18 protein-coding genes are annotated in these 20,351 nt (G+C 61.7%); 14 read left to right on the top strand and 4 right to left on the bottom strand.

Annotation, left to right across the window (positions count from 1 at the left end; all coding sequences use genetic code 11):
* The first annotated feature begins 286 nt into the window (after positions 1-286).
* Together ltrA and pyrF are read left to right on the top strand one after the other, a co-directional pair.
* Complete coding sequence (ltrA, locus tag AC1DUR_RS11355; RefSeq protein WP_477721637.1) at positions 287-2,044, top strand: group II intron reverse transcriptase/maturase; 1,758 nt, start codon at positions 287-289, stop codon at positions 2,042-2,044.
* Positions 2,045-2,116: 72 nt separating this feature from the next.
* Positions 2,117-2,962: an orotidine-5'-phosphate decarboxylase gene (pyrF, locus tag AC1DUR_RS11350; RefSeq protein WP_477721636.1), complete on the top strand. Its 846-nt coding sequence runs from the start codon at positions 2,117-2,119 to the stop codon at positions 2,960-2,962.
* Positions 2,963-3,120: 158 nt separating this feature from the next.
* Here the strand turns inward: pyrF and AC1DUR_RS11345 are convergent, their stop codons facing one another.
* Both AC1DUR_RS11345 and AC1DUR_RS11340 read right to left on the bottom strand, forming a co-directional pair.
* Positions 3,121-4,110 carry a magnesium and cobalt transport protein CorA gene (locus tag AC1DUR_RS11345; protein ID WP_477721635.1) on the bottom strand — a complete coding sequence of 330 codons (990 nt, stop codon included), beginning with the start codon at positions 4,108-4,110 and terminating at the stop codon, positions 3,121-3,123.
* A 202-nt stretch (positions 4,111-4,312) separates the two neighbouring features.
* On the bottom strand, positions 4,313-5,536 hold the full coding sequence (locus AC1DUR_RS11340) for a patatin-like phospholipase family protein (RefSeq protein ID WP_477721634.1): 1,224 nt from the start codon (positions 5,534-5,536) through the stop codon (positions 4,313-4,315).
* A gap of 565 nt (positions 5,537-6,101) precedes the next feature.
* On the opposite strand from AC1DUR_RS11340, the gene hpf reads away from it, so the two are divergent.
* The 3 genes from hpf (at position 6,102) to hprK (ending at position 8,097) form a co-directional block, all read left to right on the top strand.
* Entirely contained in the window at positions 6,102-6,431 is a 330-nt protein-coding gene (gene hpf, locus AC1DUR_RS11335; RefSeq protein WP_477716359.1) for a ribosome hibernation-promoting factor, HPF/YfiA family, read from the top strand.
* Positions 6,432-6,618: 187 nt separating this feature from the next.
* Positions 6,619-7,092: a PTS IIA-like nitrogen regulatory protein PtsN gene (gene ptsN, locus AC1DUR_RS11330; RefSeq protein ID WP_477716358.1), complete on the top strand. Its 474-nt coding sequence runs from the start codon at positions 6,619-6,621 to the stop codon at positions 7,090-7,092.
* A 54-nt stretch (positions 7,093-7,146) separates the two neighbouring features.
* Positions 7,147-8,097: an HPr(Ser) kinase/phosphatase gene (gene hprK, locus AC1DUR_RS11325; protein WP_477716357.1), complete on the top strand. Its 951-nt coding sequence runs from the start codon at positions 7,147-7,149 to the stop codon at positions 8,095-8,097.
* A gap of 262 nt (positions 8,098-8,359) precedes the next feature.
* Here the strand turns inward: hprK and fur are convergent, their stop codons facing one another.
* A complete protein-coding gene (fur, locus tag AC1DUR_RS11320) occupies positions 8,360-8,818 on the bottom strand; it encodes a ferric iron uptake transcriptional regulator (RefSeq protein ID WP_477716356.1) in 459 nt (152 codons plus the stop codon).
* Positions 8,819-8,923: 105 nt separating this feature from the next.
* On the opposite strand from fur, the gene AC1DUR_RS11315 reads away from it, so the two are divergent.
* The 6 genes from AC1DUR_RS11315 (at position 8,924) to AC1DUR_RS11290 (ending at position 14,953) form a co-directional block, all read left to right on the top strand.
* Positions 8,924-9,478 (top strand): outer membrane protein assembly factor BamE, encoded by a 555-nt coding sequence (locus tag AC1DUR_RS11315; protein ID WP_477721633.1) that lies wholly within the window; start codon positions 8,924-8,926, stop codon positions 9,476-9,478.
* 8 nt (positions 9,479-9,486) lie between these two features.
* Complete coding sequence (gene dapB, locus AC1DUR_RS11310; protein ID WP_477721632.1) at positions 9,487-10,305, top strand: 4-hydroxy-tetrahydrodipicolinate reductase; 819 nt, start codon at positions 9,487-9,489, stop codon at positions 10,303-10,305.
* A gap of 109 nt (positions 10,306-10,414) precedes the next feature.
* Entirely contained in the window at positions 10,415-11,059 is a 645-nt protein-coding gene (locus AC1DUR_RS11305) for a MotA/TolQ/ExbB proton channel family protein (RefSeq protein ID WP_305635100.1), read from the top strand.
* A 26-nt stretch (positions 11,060-11,085) separates the two neighbouring features.
* On the top strand, positions 11,086-11,514 hold the full coding sequence (locus tag AC1DUR_RS11300) for an ExbD/TolR family protein (RefSeq protein ID WP_477721631.1): 429 nt from the start codon (positions 11,086-11,088) through the stop codon (positions 11,512-11,514).
* 142 nt (positions 11,515-11,656) lie between these two features.
* A complete protein-coding gene (gene leuS / locus AC1DUR_RS11295; protein WP_477721630.1) occupies positions 11,657-14,410 on the top strand; it encodes a leucine--tRNA ligase in 2,754 nt (917 codons plus the stop codon).
* 36 nt (positions 14,411-14,446) lie between these two features.
* The gene (locus AC1DUR_RS11290; RefSeq protein WP_477721629.1) at positions 14,447-14,953 is read left to right on the top strand and encodes an LPS-assembly lipoprotein LptE; all 507 of its coding nucleotides are present in this window, start codon (positions 14,447-14,449) and stop codon (positions 14,951-14,953) included.
* Between the two features lie 40 nt (positions 14,954-14,993).
* On the opposite strand, the gene rocF is transcribed toward AC1DUR_RS11290, so the two are convergent.
* Entirely contained in the window at positions 14,994-15,908 is a 915-nt protein-coding gene (gene rocF / locus AC1DUR_RS11285) for an arginase (protein ID WP_477721628.1), read from the bottom strand.
* 282 nt (positions 15,909-16,190) lie between these two features.
* Between rocF and holA the strand changes: the two genes are divergently transcribed.
* From holA to gshA, 3 genes are all read left to right on the top strand, one after another.
* Positions 16,191-17,264 carry a DNA polymerase III subunit delta gene (gene holA, locus AC1DUR_RS11280; RefSeq protein ID WP_477721627.1) on the top strand — a complete coding sequence of 358 codons (1,074 nt, stop codon included), beginning with the start codon at positions 16,191-16,193 and terminating at the stop codon, positions 17,262-17,264.
* Positions 17,265-17,502: 238 nt separating this feature from the next.
* Complete coding sequence (locus AC1DUR_RS11275) at positions 17,503-18,786, top strand: glutamate-5-semialdehyde dehydrogenase (protein WP_477721643.1); 1,284 nt, start codon at positions 17,503-17,505, stop codon at positions 18,784-18,786.
* Between the two features lie 152 nt (positions 18,787-18,938).
* On the top strand, positions 18,939-20,234 hold the full coding sequence (gene gshA, locus AC1DUR_RS11270; RefSeq protein ID WP_477716349.1) for a glutamate--cysteine ligase: 1,296 nt from the start codon (positions 18,939-18,941) through the stop codon (positions 20,232-20,234).
* Positions 20,235-20,351 lie beyond the last annotated feature (117 nt).

The raw sequence follows: 20,351 nt of genomic DNA, 5'->3' as shown, positions 1-20,351 counted from the left end.
CCAGACTGGGCACAGAGGGAAACGAGGTAAGCCCCACTCACCGCCAGCCCCGCAAGGGGCTGGCAACCCGCGAGCAATCAAAGGCCATGGTGGAGGGGGTAAAGGAAGAGGCAAAAAGCGAATGCCGGTCTGTAATGGATCGGATAGGTCATGCCTAAGCGAAAGCGAGCAGACTTGCCTCAGGTGCGACAGCGTAAAGCCGTTGCGACTTTATCAATGACCCAGAGGGTATCTGACCCTTTGGGTCAGTGCCATCTTCAATGGGTCAAACCAAACTGGAGAAGGTATGGAACACATCGGCAACGATGCTGCGTCTCCAGACGGACCAAGTGAATGGCATTCGATTGATTGGAAGCTAGTCATGGAGTTCGTCGGGAAGGCGCAGATGCGCATAGCGCAGGCAGAACAGGAGAAGGGCTTCCGACGAGTTGCAAGACTCACACGAAGTCTGACTCGATCCTGGCAAGCCAAGGCATTGGCAGTCAGGCGAGTAACGGAGAACCAAGGGAAGCGAACGAGTGGCGTCGATTGCGTACTTTGGGACACGCCAACAAAGAAATGGAATGCGATCAGTTGTCTGAACCCTAAAGGGTATCGGGCTCGCCCCCTCCGGCGGGTCTATATCCCGAAGGCCAACGGAAAGGAACGCCCCCTGGGCATGCCGACTATGAAGGACAGAGCGATGCAAGCACTTTATCTGCTTGCGCTGGAACCGGCTGTGGAATGTGCGTCCGATCCGAACTCATATGGGTTCCGGAAGGGCAGATCAACCCATGATGCACGGTCTCAGTTGTTTGTATCTTTATCCAAAAAGGCTTCGGCCCAATGGGTATTGGATGCGGACATCGCTGGGTTCTTTGACAACATCAACCACGAGTGGTTGCTGAACCATGTCCACATGGACAAGGTGATGCTGCGCAAGTGGTTGAAATCTGGAGTTGTTGACGCGGGTCAGCTCCAGCGCACGGATGACGGTACGCCGCAGGGCGGCGTCATCTCGCCGACGTTAGCGAACATCACCCTGAATGGTCTGGAAACGGGGCTCATGCAATTCCTCCGGGAAAAGTTGGGCGTCAAGCAGGCAGGAAAGGTGAAGGTGAACTTGGTAAGGTACGCAGATGACTTCGTGGTGACGGGTAGTTCAAAAGACTTCCTTGAGACCACTGTCCGACCTTGGATTGTTGAATTCCTGCGCGAGCGGGGACTGACACTGTCCGAAGAAAAGACGCGCATCGTGCACATTGACCAGGGTTTTGATTTTCTGGGGTGGAACTTCCGCAAATACGGAGGGAAACTACTCATCAAGCCGAGCAGCAAGAACGTGAAAGCGTTTTACGCCAAGGTGAAGGAGGAAATCGCTGGGTCGCTATCGAAGGTTCCAGTAGAAACGTTGATAAAGCGCCTGAACCCAATCCTCAAAGGTTGGGCTCAGTACCACAAGGGCACGGTTGCAAAGCAGACTTTCAGCAAAATGGATTCTCTGATTTATTGGAGACTGATGCGCTGGGGCTTGCGGACGCATCCGCGCAAGACGGCGGGTTGGGTGTACGGCCACTACTGGAAACAGTGTGGTTCACGCAAACAATTCGCGGGATTGCAGGAAGACTCGTCCGGAGGTGATGAAAGGATACCGCTGTCGCTGTATCGCCTGTCGGACATGAAAATTGTCCGGCACATCAAGGTAAAGGGGGATTACAACCCTTTTCATCCCGACCGGATTGCCTACGGGGAGAAACTGCGAGTGCAACGAATGGGTGAAACCATTTGGAGCGCTCAAAGGGCCTCTCTGTGGTTCGACCAAGGTGGTAAATGCGCTCTCTGTCAACAAGAAATCGACTTGGCTGATGAAAACATGGACGACCACCATATCGTCTATCGGCAGCTAGGAGGGAGTGATGCTCTTTCCAATCGGGTGCTGTTACATCCGATCTGTCACAGGCGTGTCCACGCCCTAGGTTTGAAGGTTATCAAGCCGGTCCCCGGTACGGGGGACTTTAATCTGGCGAAGCAGTCGAAGGTTATGCAACCTGTTGAAGCTGTGTAGTCAGTGGTCGTACGTGAGCCGTGTGCGGTGAAAGTCGCAAGCTCGGTTCGATGGGGGGGATATCATCGAGAGATGGTATCCCTACCCTCCACCTTCCTCGACATGCTGGGCGCCGCAGAACGCCAGAACAACTCCATGCTGTGCGTGGGCCTGGACCCGGAGCCCACCAGATTCCCCGGCAGGCTCCAGGGTGACGCCAACAAGATCTACGACTTTTGTGCCGCCATCGTCGATGCCACCGCCGACCTGGTGATCGCCTTCAAGCCGCAGATCGCCTACTTTGCCGCGCACCGGGCCGAGGGCCAGCTCGAACGCCTGATGGAACACATGCGCCGCGTGGCGCCGCAGGTGCCCATCATCCTTGATGCCAAGCGCGGCGACATCGGCAGCACGGCCGAGCAGTACGCCAAGGAGGCGTTCGAGCGCTACGGCGCCGACGCGGTGACGCTGTCACCGTTCATGGGTTTCGATTCGGTGCAGCCCTACCTGAAATACCAGGGCAAAGGCGCTTTCCTGCTGTGTCGCACCTCGAATCCCGGCGGTGACGACCTGCAGAACCAGCGTCTGGCCAGCATCGACGGCCAGCCCTTGCTCTATGAACACGTCGCCCGCCTGGCCCAGGGGCCGTGGAACCTCAATGGCCAGCTCGGTCTCGTGGTGGGCGCCACCTATCCGGCGGAGATCGAGCGCGTGCGCAGCGTGGCGCCCACCCTGCCGCTGCTCATCCCCGGTGTGGGTGCGCAGGGCGGCGATGCGGTGGCAACGGTCAAGGCGGGTTGGCGTGCAGGCGCGTCCATCATCGTGAACTCTTCCAGGGCGATCCTGTATGCGTCGTCGGGAGAGGATTTTGCGGAGGCTGCGCGGCGGGAAGCGGTGAGGACGCGCGATATGCTGGAGGCGGCGCGCCTGGAGGTGTAAAGGGTGTAAGGCTTTTACGTTTCCGGCCCATGAATAGAGGTTTAGACCAGAGGTGCAGATGAGGCACAGATCGCTATTGGATTAGTAGCAATATGTTGCCGTCAGCATTGGGGCAAGACCTTGTTTACACGCCCGCGACCGGGAGGCCGCCCGGCCGGTTACTTCAACCAGCCACGCTTGCGGAAATACCACATGGGCACCAGCGCGCTGGACACCATCAGCGCCAGCACGTAGGGGTAGGCCACTGTACCGAGCAGTTCGAGCTCGGGGAATTTCAGGTTCATGCCGTACAGGCTCGCGATCAGCGTGGGCGGCAGCAGCGCAACGCTGGCAACCGAGAAGATCTTGATGATCTTGTTCTGGTTGATGTTGATGAAACCGACCGTGGCATCCATCAGGAAGTTGATCTTGTCGAACAGGAAGGCGGTGTGCGAGTCGAGCGAGTCAATGTCGCGCAGGATTTGCCGCGCCTCCTCGAACTGCTCGGCATTGAGCATCTTGCTGCGCATCATGAAGCTGACCGCGCGGCGCGTGTCCATCATGTTGCGGCGGATGCGGCCATTCAGGTCTTCGTGGCGCGCAATGGCGCCCAGGACTTCGCCGGCCAGCGCATCGGTCACATCGCCTGACAGCACCTGGGTGCTGACTTTTTCCAGCTCGACATAAATGCCTTCCAGGGTGTCGGCGGAGTATTCGGCATCGGCGTCAAACAGCTTGAGCAGCACTTCCTTGGCGTCTTCAATCAGCCCCGGCGCGCGCCGCGCGCGCATGCGCAGCAACCGGAACACCGGCACATCCTCGTCGTGGATGGAGAACAGCACACCCTTGCTTTTCAGGTCGTCATTCACCAGGTTCAGGATGAAGGCCACCCGCACCGTGCGCGGCTCCGCCTCGTCGGCAATCAGAAAGTCGGAGCGGATGTGCAGCTCGCCGTTGTCTTCTTCATAGAAGCGGGCGGACTCCTCAATGTCCTCGTCCATCGCGTCTTCAGGGATGGACAGGCCATAGTACTGCTTGATCCAGCGTTTTTCTTCCAGGGTGGGGGATTCCAGGTCCACCCAGATGGGCTGGAATTTGGAGAGTTCTTCCAGGGACTCGATCTCTTCCTGGAACAGCCGCCCGTTGGCGAGCGTGAAAATATTGAGCATGACTGACTGCCTATCGGTTCAAGGGCCGGCGCAAGGAGCGCGTGCGCCTTGGGCAAAGGGGGGTGAGTGGCGCTATCGCTTTCAACCCCCCAACGACACTTCAGGTCAGTCTGCGGTGTTGAAAGCTAGCGACTAGGGCTGCTTTCCAAGGATTTCTCCGTAATGAATCAGCGGCGATTATGGCATTTCAAAACCGATTTATCTACCGCCCGCCAGGCCGAAAAAAAGCCATCAGTTCGTCTTTGCGGGCATAGGCATCCTGCTCGCCCAACGCCATCAGCGCCCTGACAAAGCCCGGCTCGAACAACAGGTAGCTGGCCAGGGCTGCGCCGCCCGGACTGCCTTTGGCGCCGAGCGCGCCCAGGCCCGCCAGCGCGTTGTATGCGCCTGTGGGCAGCTCGCTGGCATGCGCCTGCGCCAGTGCGTCGAGCGACTGGGACGGAGCCATCGCCAGTACCTCGACGGGCCGGTAAGGCAACAGCGCGGCGATCTCCCGTGGCAGCTGGCGCATGGTTTTGCTCACCCGCTGGGCTTGCTCCACATCGGCCTGCAGCGTGTCCTGGAAGACGCTGGCCATGGCGTGGCCGGCAATGGCGCCCAGGGTGGGCCTGCCGCTGATGTTCGGGCCATTGCCGCCGACGAAGGTGGCGCGCTCCGGCTGCCCGACCCCAATCACCAGTATCTTGCCGGCACCCAGGTGCAGGGCGGGCGACAGCGGCGAACTCTGGCGCATCGAGCCATCGCCGAAAAACTCGCGACGGCCATCCACCCACAGCGGTGTGGACGGAAACAGGAAGGGAAGGGCGCTGGAGGCCATCAGATGCTCGATGGTGATGGGCTGGAACTCGGCGCGCCGGCCCGGCCGGTTCCACAGATCGATCTGCCGGCCGGGGGCCATCTGGCAAAACGTCCAGTGCACCCCGCTGCTGTAGCTGGAGGCGGAGATGGCCAGCGAATGCAGCGTCTGGTCTTGCAGTGCCTGGTCAATCCGGTCCAGTGAAATGCAGCCATGCAGGGTGTCTACCAGCGGTGTGTTGTCCAGCAGCGAATGCTGGGCACGCACCTGCTGCGACAGGAACAGGGCCGCCGCAATCCGGCTCGAGCGTATCCACGTCGGCACGCTGAGCTTGTACACATGGGACGAGCGCAGGGTGGTCCAGAAGCTGGCCAGCTGGCCAAAGGCCCTTAATCCTTCGCCGGCATGGCTGGCGAGGAAGGTTGCATTGAGTGCGCCGGCCGACGTTCCCACCAGTATCTTGAAGGGAAACTGCTCGTTGAAACTGTCACCCTGAAGGCTCAGCATGGTGGACAGTGCATGGAGCACGCCAGCCTGGTACGCGGTACGCGCACCCCCGCCCATCAACACCAGGGCATTGAGTTCTTCTTTGGGGCCGGTCAGGCCGGAGAGGACGGTTTCTAGTGACATGCTGAGCCGATCGGTGCGAGCGTGATTGCCGAATATCCCATGGCTCACCCTCGCATGGAGCCTACATCACCCGGGCGGTGGTAAAAGATAATTTGCAGGCGAACGACCCACTTGCCCCGTCACCGGGCTTGTCCTGGTTGCAACGGCGCCACGCCGCCATCCGCCGAGGCCGGATCGGGCTGCGGGAAACGCCGGACCCGCAGACTCCAAAACCTGAGTAAAACCGGCGGTTATCCGACTTTTCCTGACCCTCCGGGCTTTGATTGCGGCGGCAGCTTGGGACGCCGCCGCCGGACGGCCCCGCCGCCCATCAGAAACCCCGGAAAATCAAGGACTTGCGCCCGGTTGGCGGCGTCGGGTGCCTGGGCCTGGCGCCAGGGCCGCTCTGGACGCTGGGCGGTTTCGCGGGTGGGCGTGCCTCACGTGTCCTTACGATGCCGGCTTGCAATTGCAGGGCTTCGGGCGCATAGTGATTCCAAGAGTGTTGTCCCCCGTCTGCCGTCCTGCCGTCACTGGCCGGATGGTGTTTTCAACCCAGCTCCAACTTTGGAAAAGGAGTTTCTTTATGAACTTGACGATCAGCGGTCACCATCTTGAAGTTACCCCCGCGCTGCGCGGTTATGTGACAAGCAAGCTGGATCGGATTACCCGGCATTTCGACCAGGTAGTGGATGTAAAAGTCCTGTTGACAGTGGATAACATGAAGGAAAAGGAAAGACGCCAGCGGGCCGAGTGCAATGTGCATGTCAAGGGCCGCGACCTGTTTGCCGAGAGCTCTCACGCTGATCTGTACGCCGCAGTTGATGAATTGACTGACAAGCTTGACCGTCAGGTCGGGCGCTACAAAACCAGAACCCAGGATCACCACCACGTTGCCGTCAAGCGACAAGCCTAGCTTTGGCGGGATCGCGCCGAAAGGCGGCCCGCAGTTGACACTTGGCCCTGCCCTTCGGGCACTCCTTGTGTCATTGGGTAAATTGGTGTGTTCTGACGAGCCGCTTGCACGCGCAAGCGGCTTTTTTATGCCCCTTCTGCCTTCAAACCCGCTGTAAAGTGCATAATTCGGCGACTAAAAGATCGTTATGAACCGTCTTTCGCAAATTTTGCCCCCCTCCCAAGTGCTGGTCAGTGTTGAAGCGACGAGCAAAAAGCGTGCTTTTGAAGAAGCCGGTTTGTTGTTTGAAAACCAGCACGGCCTGAACCGTGCGCTGATCACCGACAGCCTGTTCGCGCGTGAGCGCCTGGGCTCGACCGGTCTTGGCCATGGCGTGGCCATTCCCCATGGCCGCATCAAGGGCCTCAAGGCCCCGATGGCCGCGGTTTTCCAGCTGCAGGCTCCCATCGGTTTCGATGCGCCCGACGAGCAGGCCGTCGGGCTGCTGATTTTTCTGCTGGTGCCGGAAGCCGCCACGCAAAAACACCTTGAAATCCTCTCTGAAATTGCCGAACTGCTCAGTGACAGCACGCTGCGCGAGCAACTCAAGACGAGCACGGACGCTGCGGCGCTGCACCACCTGATTGCATCGTGGCACTCTGTCCATGAAGTCAGTTCATGAACCCGGTTCCTGGACTTGGGCGGTGTGAGCCTTGATTTTCAGTAACAGGCCGGCATGAAGCCCACCGTTGTCAGCGCTGACGTTCTGTTTGAGGACCACCGCGCCGCCCTGAAATGGCAGTGGGTGGCGGGCCTGGGCGCCTCCGAAAGGCGTTTTGACGAAGTAGCCGTGCGCGCGGCGCGCTCCGGGGCTGACCTGGTCGGCTACCTCAACTACATCCATCCGTACCGCGTACAGATCCTGGGCGAGCGCGAAGTCGCATACCTGACCAACGAAAGCCCGGACGACTGCGCCCGCCGCATCTCCCGCATCATCACGCTGGAGCCGCCGGTGCTGGTGGTGGCCGACGACCAGACGGCGCCCGACACGCTGCTGTCGATGTGCGAGCGCGCGCAATTGCCGATGTTCGCCACGCCGGAGTCGGCCGCTTTTGTGATTGACGTGCTGCGGGCCTACCTGTCCAAGCACTTTGCCGACCGCACCTCCATGCACGGTGTCTTCATGGACATTCTGGGCATGGGCGTCATGATCACCGGCGAGTCCGGCCTGGGCAAAAGCGAGCTGGGGCTGGAGCTGATTTCGCGTGGGCATGGCCTGGTGGCCGACGACGCGGTGGACCTGTACCGCATCAACCAGACCACGATTGAGGGACGCTGTCCCGAGCTGCTGCAGAACCTGCTGGAAGTGCGCGGGATCGGCCTGCTGGACATCAAGGCGATTTTTGGCGAGACGGCCGTCCGCCGCAAGATGCGCCTGAAGATGATCGTCCACCTGGTGCGCCGGGAAACCCTGGAGCGCGACTACGAACGCATCCCCTACGAACCGCTGACGCAAGACGTGCTGGGGATTCCCGTGCGCAAGGTCATCATCCAGGTGGAGGCCGGCCGCAACATCGCCGTGCTGGTGGAAGCCGCCGTGCGCAATGCCATCTTGCAGCTGCGCGGCATCAACACCTACCAGGATTTCGTGGAGCGGCACCGCAAGGCGATGGAGCAGGATGATTAGGCCCCCACGCTTGTCGCTTCGCGTACCGCGCTGCCCCCCCGAGGGGGCCGTTGCGCCTGCGGCCCGGCGAAGCCGGTTCCGCGGCCCCTGCTGGAATTAAGAGGCTCCACGGTCGCCTACAACGTGCAAGCTCTCTGCCCCTGAGGGGCTAATTTTGCTTGGGGCGACCCTGCGGGGGATTTTTAAATCATTGGCCCGCTATTGAATTAATAGCTTGCTGCGCCCGTCGGGCAATGGCTAGAGCGATATTTAATCTCTGAAATCAGGTGTGGTGATGGTGGCGCACAGGCACCGCCGTGCCCCGGTTGGGGCAGTTGTCCTTGGTGCAATTGGCGTACATCGAGAGGGAGTGGTCGGCGATGGCAAACCCCTTGGCCTTGGCCACGGCATGCTGGCGCTTTTCAATCTCGGCGTCGTAAAACTCCTCAACCTTGCCGCAATCCAGGCACACCAGGTGGTCATGGTGCTGGCCTTCATTGATCTCGTAGACCGCCTTGCCCGACTCGAAATTGCTGCGATTGAGGAGGCCCGCCTGCTCAAACTGGGTCAACACCCGGTATACCGTGGCCAGACCGATGTCCGACCGGTCTTCCAGCAGTACCCGGAAGACGTCTTCCGCCGTCATGTGGCGCTGCTTGCCGGCCTGAAAAATCTCGAGGATCTTCAGGCGCGGCAAGGTGGCCTTGAGGCCGGTGTTTTTTAACTCGTCAATGTTGCTCATGGAAATCTCTTTGGGGGACACGGGGCGGAGCCCCTGGCGGCCTGATCCGGGGTCGGGAAGCACCCAGCCGCTACAATGACCAATCATATCGCTACACCCTATCCCATGTCTGCAAATCATCGTTACGGCGTCCAAACAGCTTCCATCGTCCTGGCATGCGCGGTACTGGCGTCCTGCGGCGGCAGCGCGATCAACCCGGTCAACTGGATCACCCCCTACAAGATCGATGTGATCCAGGGCAACTTCATCTCCAGCGAGCAGGTCGAGCAGCTGCGGCCCGGCATGAGCCGCGACCAGGTCCGGGCGGTGCTTGGCACGCCCCTGCTGGCGAGTCTTTTCCATGCCGACCGTTGGGACTATGTCTTCACGCTGAAGCGGCGGGGCGTTGACTCCCAGACCTACAAATACACGGTGTTTTTCAAGGGTGACCAGCTCGAGAGCTTTGCCGGCGATGCCATGCCCAGCGAGGCGGAGTTCATCGCCAAACTGGACAACAAGCGTAAATTGGGCAAAGTGCCTCCCCTGGAAGCCAGCGAAGAGCAGCTGAAGGCCGCTGAAAAACCCTCGTCCGCCAAGCCGGCGTCCGGGGCTGCCGTTGCCGCTCCGCCGGCGGATCCGCAGACCACGGTCTACCCGCCGCTCGAAAGCCCGAAACAGTGAGCGGCGGCATGACGACGGACGCGCGCCATCACAGGATCGCGGTAGCGGGTGCCGGTGGCCGCATGGGCCACATGCTGATTGAAGCGGTGAGCGCCAGCACCGACTGCCAGCTGACGGGCGCACTCGATGTGGCCGCCAGCCCCGCCATCGGCATGGACGCAGCGGCATTTTCCGGACGGGCCAGCGGTGTGCTCATCAGCGCGGACATCCGCCAGGGATTGCAGAACGCCGGCGTGCTGATCGATTTCACCCGCCCCGAAGGCACGCTTGCGCACCTGAAGGTGTGCCGTGAACTCGGCGTCAAGCTGGTGATAGGCACCACCGGCCTTTCAGAAGAACAGAAGGCCGAGATAGCCGCCGCTGCCAAAGACATTGCCATCGTCATGGCGCCCAACATGAGCGTGGGCGTCAACGTCACGTTCAAACTGCTGGAGATGGCCGCCAAGGCCCTGTCTACCGGCTACGACATTGAGATCATCGAGGCCCATCATCGCCACAAGGTGGATGCGCCTTCCGGCACCGCCCTCAAGATGGGCGAAGTGATTGCCGGCGCGCTGGGCCGCGACCTGAAGGATTGCGCCGTGTATGCCCGCGAAGGCATCACGGGCGAGCGCGACCCTTTGGCCATCGGTTTTTCCGCCGTGCGCGGCGGTGACGTCGTCGGCGACCACACCGTGATGTTCCTGGGCACCGGAGAGCGCATAGAGATCAGCCACAAGTCGTCGAGCCGAAGCAACTATGCCCAGGGCAGCCTGCGCGCCGCCCGTTTCCTGGGCGGCCAGTCCAGCGGTCTTTTTGACATGTTTGACGTCCTCAACCTGAAATGAGCCCCGCAGAACGCCGCGCCGGGCCGCCCCAAGCAAGTTCAGCCCCCTCGGGGGGCAGCGCAGTACACGCAGTGACAAGCGTGGGGGCCATATCCCACGAAGCGCCACCATGAATTTTTTCAGCCTCATGACCCAGGGCGGCGTCGTCAGCCAACTGGTCGCGGTGCTGCTGCTGGCCATGTCGGTGGCCAGTTGGGTGGTGATCCTGTGGAAAGCCTGGCTGCTGCACCGCGCGCTGGGCGATGTGGCGCGCAGTACTGCTGTTTTCTGGCAGTCTGTGTCAATCGAGGAGGCCAGCCAGAAAGTCGCGGCCTTTGATCGTGAATCGCTGGTGTTGCCCTTGATTGATGCCACGAAGTTAAGGGCCATTGGCACCCTGGGGGCTGCCGGCGACCGGGCCCAGCAGTTGACCCGTGTGCTGCGCGATGCCCTGCACGCCATCCTGCACAAGCTGCAGTTTGGCCAGGTCCTGCTGGCCACCGTCGGCTCGACCGCTCCGTTTGTGGGCCTGCTGGGCACGGTCTGGGGCATCTACCACGCACTGATCGGCATCGCGTCGGCTGGCCAGATCACGATAGACAAGGTCTCGGGGCCGGTCGGCGAGGCGCTCATCATGACGGCTGCCGGCCTGGCGGTCGCGATTCCTGCCGTGCTGGCCTACAACATCTTTGGCCGCCACATTGGCCGCATCGAGGCCGACCTGGAAGGGTTTGCGCGCGATTTGCGGGAGTTGCTGGCCGGCCATCGGGGCTGAGCCTTCAAACCAGGAACGCATGCACCATGGGATTTGGCCGACTCGAACGCATCCAGGGCCCACAGCCCATGAGCGAGATCAATGTCACACCGCTGGTGGACGTGATGCTGGTGCTGGTGGTCATTTTCATCATCACGGCGCCCTTGCTGGCCAGTACCGTCCGGCTCGACCTGCCCCGGACCGAGGGGGCCCAGTCGACCGATGTACCCCAATTTGTCACGCTGGTGGTCGACAAATCGGGCCAGGTTTTTCTGAACGACAAGCCCGTGAAGCTGGACGAGCTGGCGCGGAACCTGGCGCAAACCGCGGGCCGGAACCCCGATACCGAGGTGCAGCTGCGCGCCGACGAGGCCGTGCCCTACGGCCGGGTGGTGGAAGTGATGGGTGTGGCGCAAAAAGCCGGGCTCAGCCGCATCGGTTTTGTTGCCGAGCCCAAGCCCGCAGCGCGCCCGTAAAATTACGGCCAGGTCACCATTTCTGAAGATCTGAAAAGAGCAACGGGCCTGCCCCGCTTTTTTCACTGTTGTTAACGGCCCCTTTTTACCGCCCGAACTTATTGTGCGACCGACGGAAGCGAAACTTTCGGGCGCTATCCCCATGCAAGACAAATACAACCACCTCGACGTCGAGCGCAGCGCTCAAGCCCAATGGATCGCCGCGGACGCCTACCGCGTCACTGAAGACACCAGCGGCAAAAAGCCGAGGGGCAAGTACTACGCCTGCTCCATGCTGCCCTACCCGAGCGGCAAGCTGCACATGGGTCATGTGCGCAACTACACCATCAATGACATGCTCACGCGCTACCTGCGCATGAAGGGCTACAACGTGCTCATGCCCATGGGCTGGGACGCGTTCGGCCTGCCAGCTGAAAACGCCGCCATGAAAAACGGCGTGCCACCGGCGCAGTGGACCTACGACAACATCGCTTACATGAAAAAGCAGATGCAGGCGATGGGGCTGGCCATCGACTGGAGCCGCGAGGTGGCCACCTGTGACCCAAGCTACTACAAGTGGAACCAGTGGCTGTTTTTGAAGATGCTGGAAAAAGGCATTGCCTACCGCAAGACCCAGGTCGTCAACTGGGACCCGGTCGACCAGACCGTGCTGGCCAACGAGCAGGTGATTGACGGCAAGGGCTGGCGCACCGGCGCGACGGTGGAAAAGCGCGAGATCCCCGGCTACTACCTGAAGATCACCGACTACGCTGAAGAGCTGCTGGGCCATGTGCAGCACCAGCTGCCGGGCTGGCCCGAGCGTGTCAAGCTGATGCAGGAAAACTGGATCGGCAAAAGCGAAGGGGTGCGCTTTGCCTTCACGCACGACATCAGGGATGCCGCTGGCGCGCTGATCGACGGCGGGAAGATGTATGTGTTCACCACCCGCGCCGACACCATCATGGGCGTCACCTTTTGTGCGGTCGCCCCCGAGCATCCGCTGGCGCTGCATGCCGCCGCCTTGAATCCGCAGCTCGCCGCTTTCATCGAGGAATGCAAGGCCGGCGGCACCACCGAGGCCGAGCTGGCCACGCAGGAGAAAAAAGGCAAGCCCACCGGCCTCTTTGTGACGCACCCGCTGACGGGCGAGCAGGTCGAGGTCTGGGTCGGGAACTACGTGCTCATGAGCTATGGCGACGGCGCCGTGATGGGTGTGCCCGCGCATGACGAACGTGATTTCGAGTTCGCCAAAAAATACGGCCTGCCCATCAAACAGGTCACCGATGTGAAAGGCCAGGCCTACAGCCTTGAGGCCTGGGCGGACTGGTACGGCGACAAGCAGCAGGGCGTGGCGATCAACTCCGGCAAGTACGACGGCCTGGACTTGAAGGCCTGCGTCGATGCCGTGGCTGCCGACCTGGCCGCCAAGGGCCTGGGCGAGAAGAAAACCACCTGGCGCCTGCGCGATTGGGGCGTCAGCCGCCAGCGCTACTGGGGCACGCCCATCCCCATCATTCATTGCGATGAACACGGCGCCGTGCCGGTTCCCGAAAAAGACCTGCCGGTGGTGCTGCCGCAGGACTGCGTGCCCGATGGCTCGGGCAACCCGTTGCACAAGCACGAAGGTTTTCACGCGGGTGTCGTCTGCCCGGTGTGCGGCAAGCCGGCGCGCCGCGAGACCGACACCATGGACACCTTTGTCGATTCGTCGTGGTACTACATGCGCTACTGCGACCCGAAAAACGAACAGCAGATGGTCGCAGAAGGCGCCGACTACTGGATGCCGATGGACCAGTACATCGGCGGCATCGAGCATGCCATCCTGCACCTGCTGTATGCGCGTTTCTGGACCAAGGTCATGCGCGACCTGGGGCTGGTGAAAGTTGACGAGCCCTTCACCAAGCTGCTGACGCAGGGCATGGTGCTCAACCACATCTACTCGCGCAAGGGCGAAAAAGGCGGCATCGAGTATTTCTGGCCCAGCGAGGTGGAGGACATCCATGACGCCTCGGGCAAGGTGACCGGCGCGAAGCGCAAGAGCGACGGCCTGCTGGTGAACTACGAAGGCGTGGGCACCATGAGCAAGTCCAAGAACAACGGCGTCGACCCGCAGGACCTGATTGAAAGATACGGCGCCGACACCGCGCGCCTGTACACCATGTTCACCGCGCCGCCCGAGGCCACGCTCGAGTGGAACGACGCGGCAGTGGAAGGCTCTTACCGCTTTTTGCGGCGCGTCTGGAATTTCGGCTTCAAGCTTTCCGCCCTGCATTCAGGTGTTGATGCCGACGCCGATGGCTCGAGGGTTGATGGGGCTAAAGCCACGTTTGACAAGGAAACCAAAGCCCTGAGGCTGGAAGTGCACACGGTGCTCAAACAGGTGGACTACGACTACCAGCGCATGCAGTACAACACGGTGGTCTCCGGCGGCATGAAGCTGCTCAATGCGCTGGAAGACTTTCTGGCCCCCACGCTTGTCGCTTCGCGTACTACGCTGCCCCCCGAGGGGGCCCTCGCGCCTCGGGGCGGCCCAGCGGCACTCGAAGGCGAAGTTCCACCGGCATCCCTAGCCGCGTTGCGCGAAGGCTTCGGCATCCTGCTGCGCTGCCTCTATCCCGCGACGCCGCACCTGGCGCACGCCCTGTGGTCCGAACTGGGCTATGCGGCCCAGCAGGGCGACCTGCTGGATGCGCCCTGGCCCGAAGTGGACAGCAGCGCGCTGCAGCAGGATGAGATCGAACTGGTACTGCAGGTCAATGGCAAGCTGCGGGGCTCCGTCACCGTTCCTGCGGGGGCCGACAAGGCCACCATCGAGGCCGCGGCGCTGGCGTCGGAAGCCTTCCTCAAGCAGGCGGCCGGCGCGCCCGCCAAAAAGGTCATCGTGGTGCCTGGCCGGCTGGTCAACATCGTTGTCTGAAACAACCCCCAAGATAACCCCAAGATAAGGCAAACCATGCAGCGTCGCGCTTTACTGTCCCTGACGGCTTCCGCCGCCGCCCTGAGCCTGGTTGGCTGTGGCTTTCAGCTGCGCAAGGCGCCGGATTTCGCCTTCACGACCCTGTTCAGCAGCCTTCCCGAATCCTCCCCGCTGGGTGTGGAATTGCGGCGGTCGCTGGAGTCCACCCGCAAGGTCAAGGTGATCACCGACGGCCGGCAGATCAAGGATGCACAGGTCATTCTGGACGTGCTGGGCGACCAGCGGGAAAAGCAGGTGCTCAGCCGCAACGCCACCGGCCAGGTGCGCGAGTTCCAGTTGCGCATGCGCTTTCGTTTCAAGCTGCGCACGCTGGCGGGCAAGGAGCTGATTCCGGAAACCGAAATCCTGCAGCAGCGCGACATCAGCTTCAACGAATCCGCCGTGCTGGCCAAGGAGGCGGAGGAAAACCTGCTCTACCGCGACATGCAAAGCGATATCGTCCAGCAGATCATGCGCCGCCTGGCGGCCGTGACGGAAATCTAGGCCTTCCCGGGCCAGCCCGGCTACACGACTGGCTGCAGCACTAGCGCCGCATCAGCGTGCTCTTGCCGAACAGGCTTTCCATCAGGTCCAGCGCCACTTCGGCCGTGCCGTTGCGCACGTCCAGCGCCGGGTTCAGCTCCATCACATCGAGCGACGCCAGCCGGCCGGTGTCGGCAATCATCTCCATGCACAGCTGGGCCTCGCGGTAGGTTGGCCCGCCCTTGACGGCGGTTCCCACGCCTGGCGCGAACGAGGCATCCAGAAAGTCGACGTCAAAACTCACATGCAGATGGGTGTTGTCGTCCAGGTCGGCCAGTGCCGCCTGCATGGTGTGGCGCATGCCCATTTCATCGATATAACGCATGTCAAACACTTCGAGGCCCAACTGCCGGACAAAGCGCTTTTCGCCTTGATCCACGCTGCGGATGCCGATTTGTCGCACGGCTGAGGGTTGGATGGCAGGCACCATGCCGCCTATGCCGGTCAGCTCGGCAGGCCCATGGCCGCACAGCACGGCCATCGGCATGCCGTGCGTGTTGCCGGTGGGCGTCAGGTCGTTGGTGTTGAAGTCGGCATGGGCATCCAGCCACAGCACGCGCAGTGTGTGGCCGGTCTGCCGGCAGTGGCGCGCCACGGCGCTGATGGAGCCAATGGCCAGGCAGTGGTCGCCTCCCAGCAAAATCGGCATCTCGTTCTCGCTCAGCGCGGCATACACCGCCTCATGCACCGAACGGTTCCAGGCCGCCACTTCGGCCAGGTGGCGGTAGCCGTCAACGGGCGGCTGCCAGGGATTGGCCGGTCCGACCAGGTTGCCCTGGTCCACGACAGTCAGGCCGTGGCCCTCCAGCGTGGCCTGCAGTCCCGCGACGCGCAGCGCTTCAGGGCCCATGGAGCAGCCACGGGTACTGGCGCCAATGTCGGTCGGCGCACCAATCAGCCGGATGTGTCTGGTCATGTCGGGGTCAATGCGGTGGCGAGGGGTTTGACTGTTCCTCTGTCGGATTGGGCTAGGCCCCCCGGGTAGCCCGGGCTCTGCACCTGCTGCAGTTTATACAACTAGCGCAGGGCTGGGGTGGCCAGCCCTTCCATGAACACGGGTCTGGACGAGCAGTGATCAGGAAAAGAAAGAAGACCTCGCAAGTCAAGCGGTGAGCCCGTCAAAACGTCAAAAGACGTTGACGTTTTGCGGCGTGGCTGGAAATTTCACTGCGGGGATGGAGGGCGCTAAACTTCAGCCATGAACCTGGCCCCCGCGCAACTGTCCGAGCACCTCAAGCGCGGCCTGAAAAGCCTTTACACACTGCATGGCGACGAACCCTTGCTGGTGCAGGAGTTCGCCGATGCCCTGCGCGCCGCGGCCCGGGAGCAGGGCTATACCGAACGCACCGTGCACACGGTGGCCGGGGCGCATTTCGACTGGAGCGAGGTGCTGGCCAGCGGCGGCTCGCTGAGCCTGTTTGCCGACAAGCAGATCGTGGAGATCCGCATCCCCAGCGGCAAGCCCGGCAAGGACGGGTCGGTCGCGCTGCAGCAGCTGGCCGAACGTGCCCAGGGCGACGACTCCACACTGACGCTGGTGCTGCTGCCCCGGCTGGACAGCATGACCGCCAAGGGGGCCTGGTTTGGCGCGCTCGACAGCTTTGGCGTCACCGTCAAGTTCGATCCGATCGATCGCCGCAGCCTGCCGCAATGGATTGCCCAGCGCCTGCAGCAGCAGGGCCAGCGCGTGGCGGCGGGCGAAGAAGGTCAGCGCACCCTGCAGTTTTTTGCCGACCGGGTGGAAGGCAACCTGCTGGCCGCGCACCAGGAGATCCAGAAGCTGGGCTTGCTCTATCCGGCCCAGGAAGACGGTATTCTCAGTTTTGACCAGGTGGAAAACGCCGTGCTCAATGTGGCGCGCTATGACGTGTTCAAGCTGTCGGAGGCTGTGCTCGGCGGCCAGGCGGTGCGCGTGGCGCGCATGCTCGACGGCCTGCAGTCCGAGGGCGAGTCTGAAGTACTGGTGCACTGGGCCCTGAGTGAAGACATCCGCAGCATGAAGCGCGTAAAAGACGCGATTGGCGCCGGCCGACCCATGCCGATGGCATTGCGCGAAAACCGTGTCTGGGGCATCAAGGAAAAACTGTTCGAGCGCGTGCTGCCGCAAATCGGCGACACCACCCTGGCCAACCTGCTGCATGCCGCCCACAAGGTCGACGGCATCGTCAAGGGCCTGAAACAGCCTGACTGGCCCGCCGACGGCTGGCAGGCCCTGCACCGGCTGGCCGGCATGGTGTGCGAGCAATGCGCCGCGCCGGGCCGCCCTAGGTGAAATAGCCCCCGAGGGGCTGGAGCCTGCTTGAGCAGGTTCGGACAGGAGACAGAGGCGAAGCGTCCCGCGAGCCGCGGCCTGCAAGGCCTCGAGAGCAACACGCAGTGAGCGAACGTGGGGGGCTCCAGTTTGATCCAATGCCCCATGCAAATACAAGGACCTAAATAAGGACCTGAAGCCCGCTGGTGCGTGAATAGGGGAAAATAGCGGCATGAACGCGCCCGATCTTCAAAACGCAATGGCCAGGGATGGCGAGCTTGCGCACATCATGGACAACCTGGGAGCGCAGGCAAAAACAGCCTCGGCCCAAATGGCGAAAGCGTCAGCAGCTATCAAAAACAAAGCGCTTGTACGCCTGGCCGACCTGCTGCGCGACAGCGTCGCTGCATTGGAGGCGGCCAATCAGCGCGATTTGGCGCGCGCCCAGGCGGCCGGGCTGGCTGGCCCCCTGCTGGACCGCCTCAAGCTGACCCCCAAAATCCTGGACACCGTGGCCCTGGGCTGCGAACAGCTCGCCGCCATGCCCGATGTGATCGGCGAGATCATCGGCATGAAAGAGCAGCCCAGCGGCATCCGCGTCGGGCAGATGCGTGTTCCCATCGGTGTGTTCGGCATGATTTATGAAAGCCGGCCCAATGTGACGATTGAAGCGGCATCGCTGGCCATCAAGAGTGGCAATGCCTGCATTTTGCGCGGCGGCTCCGAGGCCATTGAGTCCAACAAGGCGCTGGCGTCGCTGGTGCGGCAGGCGCTGACCGATGCCGGGCTGCCGGCGGACGCGGTGCAGCTGGTGCCGACCACCGACCGCGAAGCCGTGGGCCGGCTCATTGCCATGCCGCAGTATGTGGACGTCATCATTCCGCGCGGCGGCAAAGGGCTGATCGAACGCATCAGCCGCGATGCCAAGGTGCCGGTCATCAAGCACCTGGACGGCAACTGCCATGTGTATGTGGACGATCCCTGTGACATCGACATGGCGGTCAAGGTGGCCGACAACGCCAAGACCCAGAAATACAGCCCCTGCAATGCCAGCGAAGGCTTGCTGGTGGCGCGCGGTGTGGCTGCTGACTTCCTGCCAAAAATTGGTGCAATCTATGCTGCGAAGGGTGTGGAAATGCGCTGCGACGCCGAAGCCCGGGCCCTGCTTGCCGGCGTGAAGGGCGCCAACCTGCAGCCCGTGTCCGAGCAGGACTGGTATGAGGAATACCTGGCGCCCATCATCAGCATCAAGGTGGTGGCCGGCGTTGATGAAGCGATCGCCCACATCAACCAGTACTCCAGCCACCACACCGATGCCATCCTGACGCGTGACCACATGCACGCCCAGCAGTTCTTGCGCGAGGTTGATTCAGCCAGCGTCATGGTGAATGCGAGCACCCGCTTCGCAGATGGTTTCGAGTTCGGGCTGGGCGCGGAAATCGGCATCAGCACCGACAAGTTCCACGCCCGCGGGCCGGTGGGCATTGAGGGCCTGACCTCGCTCAAATATGTAGTGCTGGGCAACGGGGAAGTGCGGACCTGAAGCGCCGCACGGCGGCTCGGCGGGTGGCCGCCATCGGTCTTTTTGCGATTTGGGTTTCGCACCTTGTAACCGGGCGGTGCATCCCAATATCCCTAGAATTCGGTCAGATATAACCGGATCTGATAACAAAATTCCCCTTTGAAAGTGGCCGCATGGTTCCGCATCTCATCACCGCCCTGAACGGCCCCATCAACGAACTTGAGCAGCGCATTCTTGACTCCATGCCCGCGATCGAGCGCTGGTTCCGACTGGAGTGGATGGAGCACACGCCGCCCTTTTACAGCTCCGTCGATATCCGCAACGCGGGTTTCAAGCTCGCGCCGGTGGACACCAACCTCTACCCCGGTGGCTGGAACAACCTGACGCCCGAGATGCTGCCGCTGGCGGTGCAGGCGGCGATGGCGGCGATTGAAAAAATCTGTCCCGAGGCCCGCAACCTGCTGGTGGTGCCCGAAAACCATACGCGCAACAGCTTTTACCTGTCGAATGTGCTGCAACTCAAGCGCATCTTTCACCAGGCTGGCCTCAACGTGCGTTTTGGCTCGCTCAGCCCCGAGATCAAGGAGCCCACCACGCTGAACCTGCCGACCGGCGAGACCATCACCATCGAGCCGCTGATCCGTACCGACCGGCGGCTGGGCCTCAAAAACTTTGACCCCTGCACGATTTTGCTGAACAACGATCTTTCAGCGGGCATTCCCGGGATGCTGGAAGACCTGCACGAGCAGTACCTGCTGCCGCCGCTGCACGCCGGCTGGTCGGTACGGCGCAAGTCCAGGCACTTCAAGGCCTACGAGGAAGTCTCCAAACGCTTCGGCAAGCTGCTGGGCATCGATCCCTGGCTCATCAACCCGATGTTTACCCAATGCGGCGAAATCAACTTTGCCGAGGGCGTGGGCTTGGAGTGCCTCACCACCAACGTCGATGCGCTGCTGACCAAAATCAAGCGCAAGTACAAGGAATACGGCATCAACGAAAAGCCGTTTGTCGTGGTCAAGGCCGACAACGGCACCTATGGCATGGGCATCATGACGGTGCGCGATGTGAAGGATCTTGAGGTGTTGAGCCGCAAGACCAAAAACAAGATGGGCGTGACCAAGGATGGCCAGACGCTGTCGGAAGTCATCATCCAGGAAGGCGTGCTCACCAATGAACGCGTCAACGATGCGGTGGCCGAGCCGGTGGTCTACATGATGGACCGCTATGTGGTCGGCGGGTTCTACCGCGTGCATGCCGAGCGTGGCGTGGACGAAAACCTCAACGCCCCGGGCGCCAGCTTTGTGCCGCTGGCCTTTGCCGAAAGCGGCCGCCTGCCGCAGCCCGGTGAAAAACCAGGCTCCAGCAGCCCCAACCGCTTCTATATGTATGGCGTGATTGCAAGGCTGGCGATGCTGGCCGCCAGCTACGAACTGGAAGCGACCGATCCGGATGCCGAGGTCTACGACTGACGATGCCTGCAAAAGGGCGCTGATTTTTTGGACTGGTCTCAGAGTCCATGAGGATTTTGTGCTATAAAAATAATAGCATTCGGGCATGGCAGACTGAGGCAGCCTGAAGCCTGTCAG

The sequence above is a fragment of the Polaromonas sp. P4_F4 genome, from assembly GCF_056401355.1.
This window is presented reverse-complemented; position numbering and strand designations above follow the sequence as displayed.

Bases quoted from the DNA above. Each gene is read 5' to 3' on its own strand.
- AC1DUR_RS11275 (WP_477721643.1), top strand. From the start codon at position 17,503: ATGGCCAGGGATGGCGAGCTTGCGCACATCATGGACAACCTGGGAGCG.
- pyrF (WP_477721636.1), top strand. From the start codon at position 2,117: ATGGTATCCCTACCCTCCACCTTCCTCGACATGCTGGGCGCCGCAGAA.
- ptsN (WP_477716358.1), top strand. From the start codon at position 6,619: ATGAACCGTCTTTCGCAAATTTTGCCCCCCTCCCAAGTGCTGGTCAGT.
- AC1DUR_RS11345 (WP_477721635.1), bottom strand. From the start codon at position 4,110: ATGCTCAATATTTTCACGCTCGCCAACGGGCGGCTGTTCCAGGAAGAG.
- AC1DUR_RS11315 (WP_477721633.1), top strand. From the start codon at position 8,924: ATGTCTGCAAATCATCGTTACGGCGTCCAAACAGCTTCCATCGTCCTG.
- rocF (WP_477721628.1), bottom strand. From the start codon at position 15,908: ATGACCAGACACATCCGGCTGATTGGTGCGCCGACCGACATTGGCGCC.
- AC1DUR_RS11340 (WP_477721634.1), bottom strand. From the start codon at position 5,536: ATGTCACTAGAAACCGTCCTCTCCGGCCTGACCGGCCCCAAAGAAGAA.
- hprK (WP_477716357.1), top strand. From the start codon at position 7,147: ATGAAGCCCACCGTTGTCAGCGCTGACGTTCTGTTTGAGGACCACCGC.
- AC1DUR_RS11305 (WP_305635100.1), top strand. From the start codon at position 10,415: ATGAATTTTTTCAGCCTCATGACCCAGGGCGGCGTCGTCAGCCAACTG.
- AC1DUR_RS11300 (WP_477721631.1), top strand. From the start codon at position 11,086: ATGGGATTTGGCCGACTCGAACGCATCCAGGGCCCACAGCCCATGAGC.
- fur (WP_477716356.1), bottom strand. From the start codon at position 8,818: ATGAGCAACATTGACGAGTTAAAAAACACCGGCCTCAAGGCCACCTTG.
- leuS (WP_477721630.1), top strand. From the start codon at position 11,657: ATGCAAGACAAATACAACCACCTCGACGTCGAGCGCAGCGCTCAAGCC.
- holA (WP_477721627.1), top strand. From the start codon at position 16,191: ATGAACCTGGCCCCCGCGCAACTGTCCGAGCACCTCAAGCGCGGCCTG.
- dapB (WP_477721632.1), top strand. From the start codon at position 9,487: ATGACGACGGACGCGCGCCATCACAGGATCGCGGTAGCGGGTGCCGGT.
- gshA (WP_477716349.1), top strand. From the start codon at position 18,939: ATGGTTCCGCATCTCATCACCGCCCTGAACGGCCCCATCAACGAACTT.
- hpf (WP_477716359.1), top strand. From the start codon at position 6,102: ATGAACTTGACGATCAGCGGTCACCATCTTGAAGTTACCCCCGCGCTG.
- AC1DUR_RS11290 (WP_477721629.1), top strand. From the start codon at position 14,447: ATGCAGCGTCGCGCTTTACTGTCCCTGACGGCTTCCGCCGCCGCCCTG.
- ltrA (WP_477721637.1), top strand. From the start codon at position 287: ATGGAACACATCGGCAACGATGCTGCGTCTCCAGACGGACCAAGTGAA.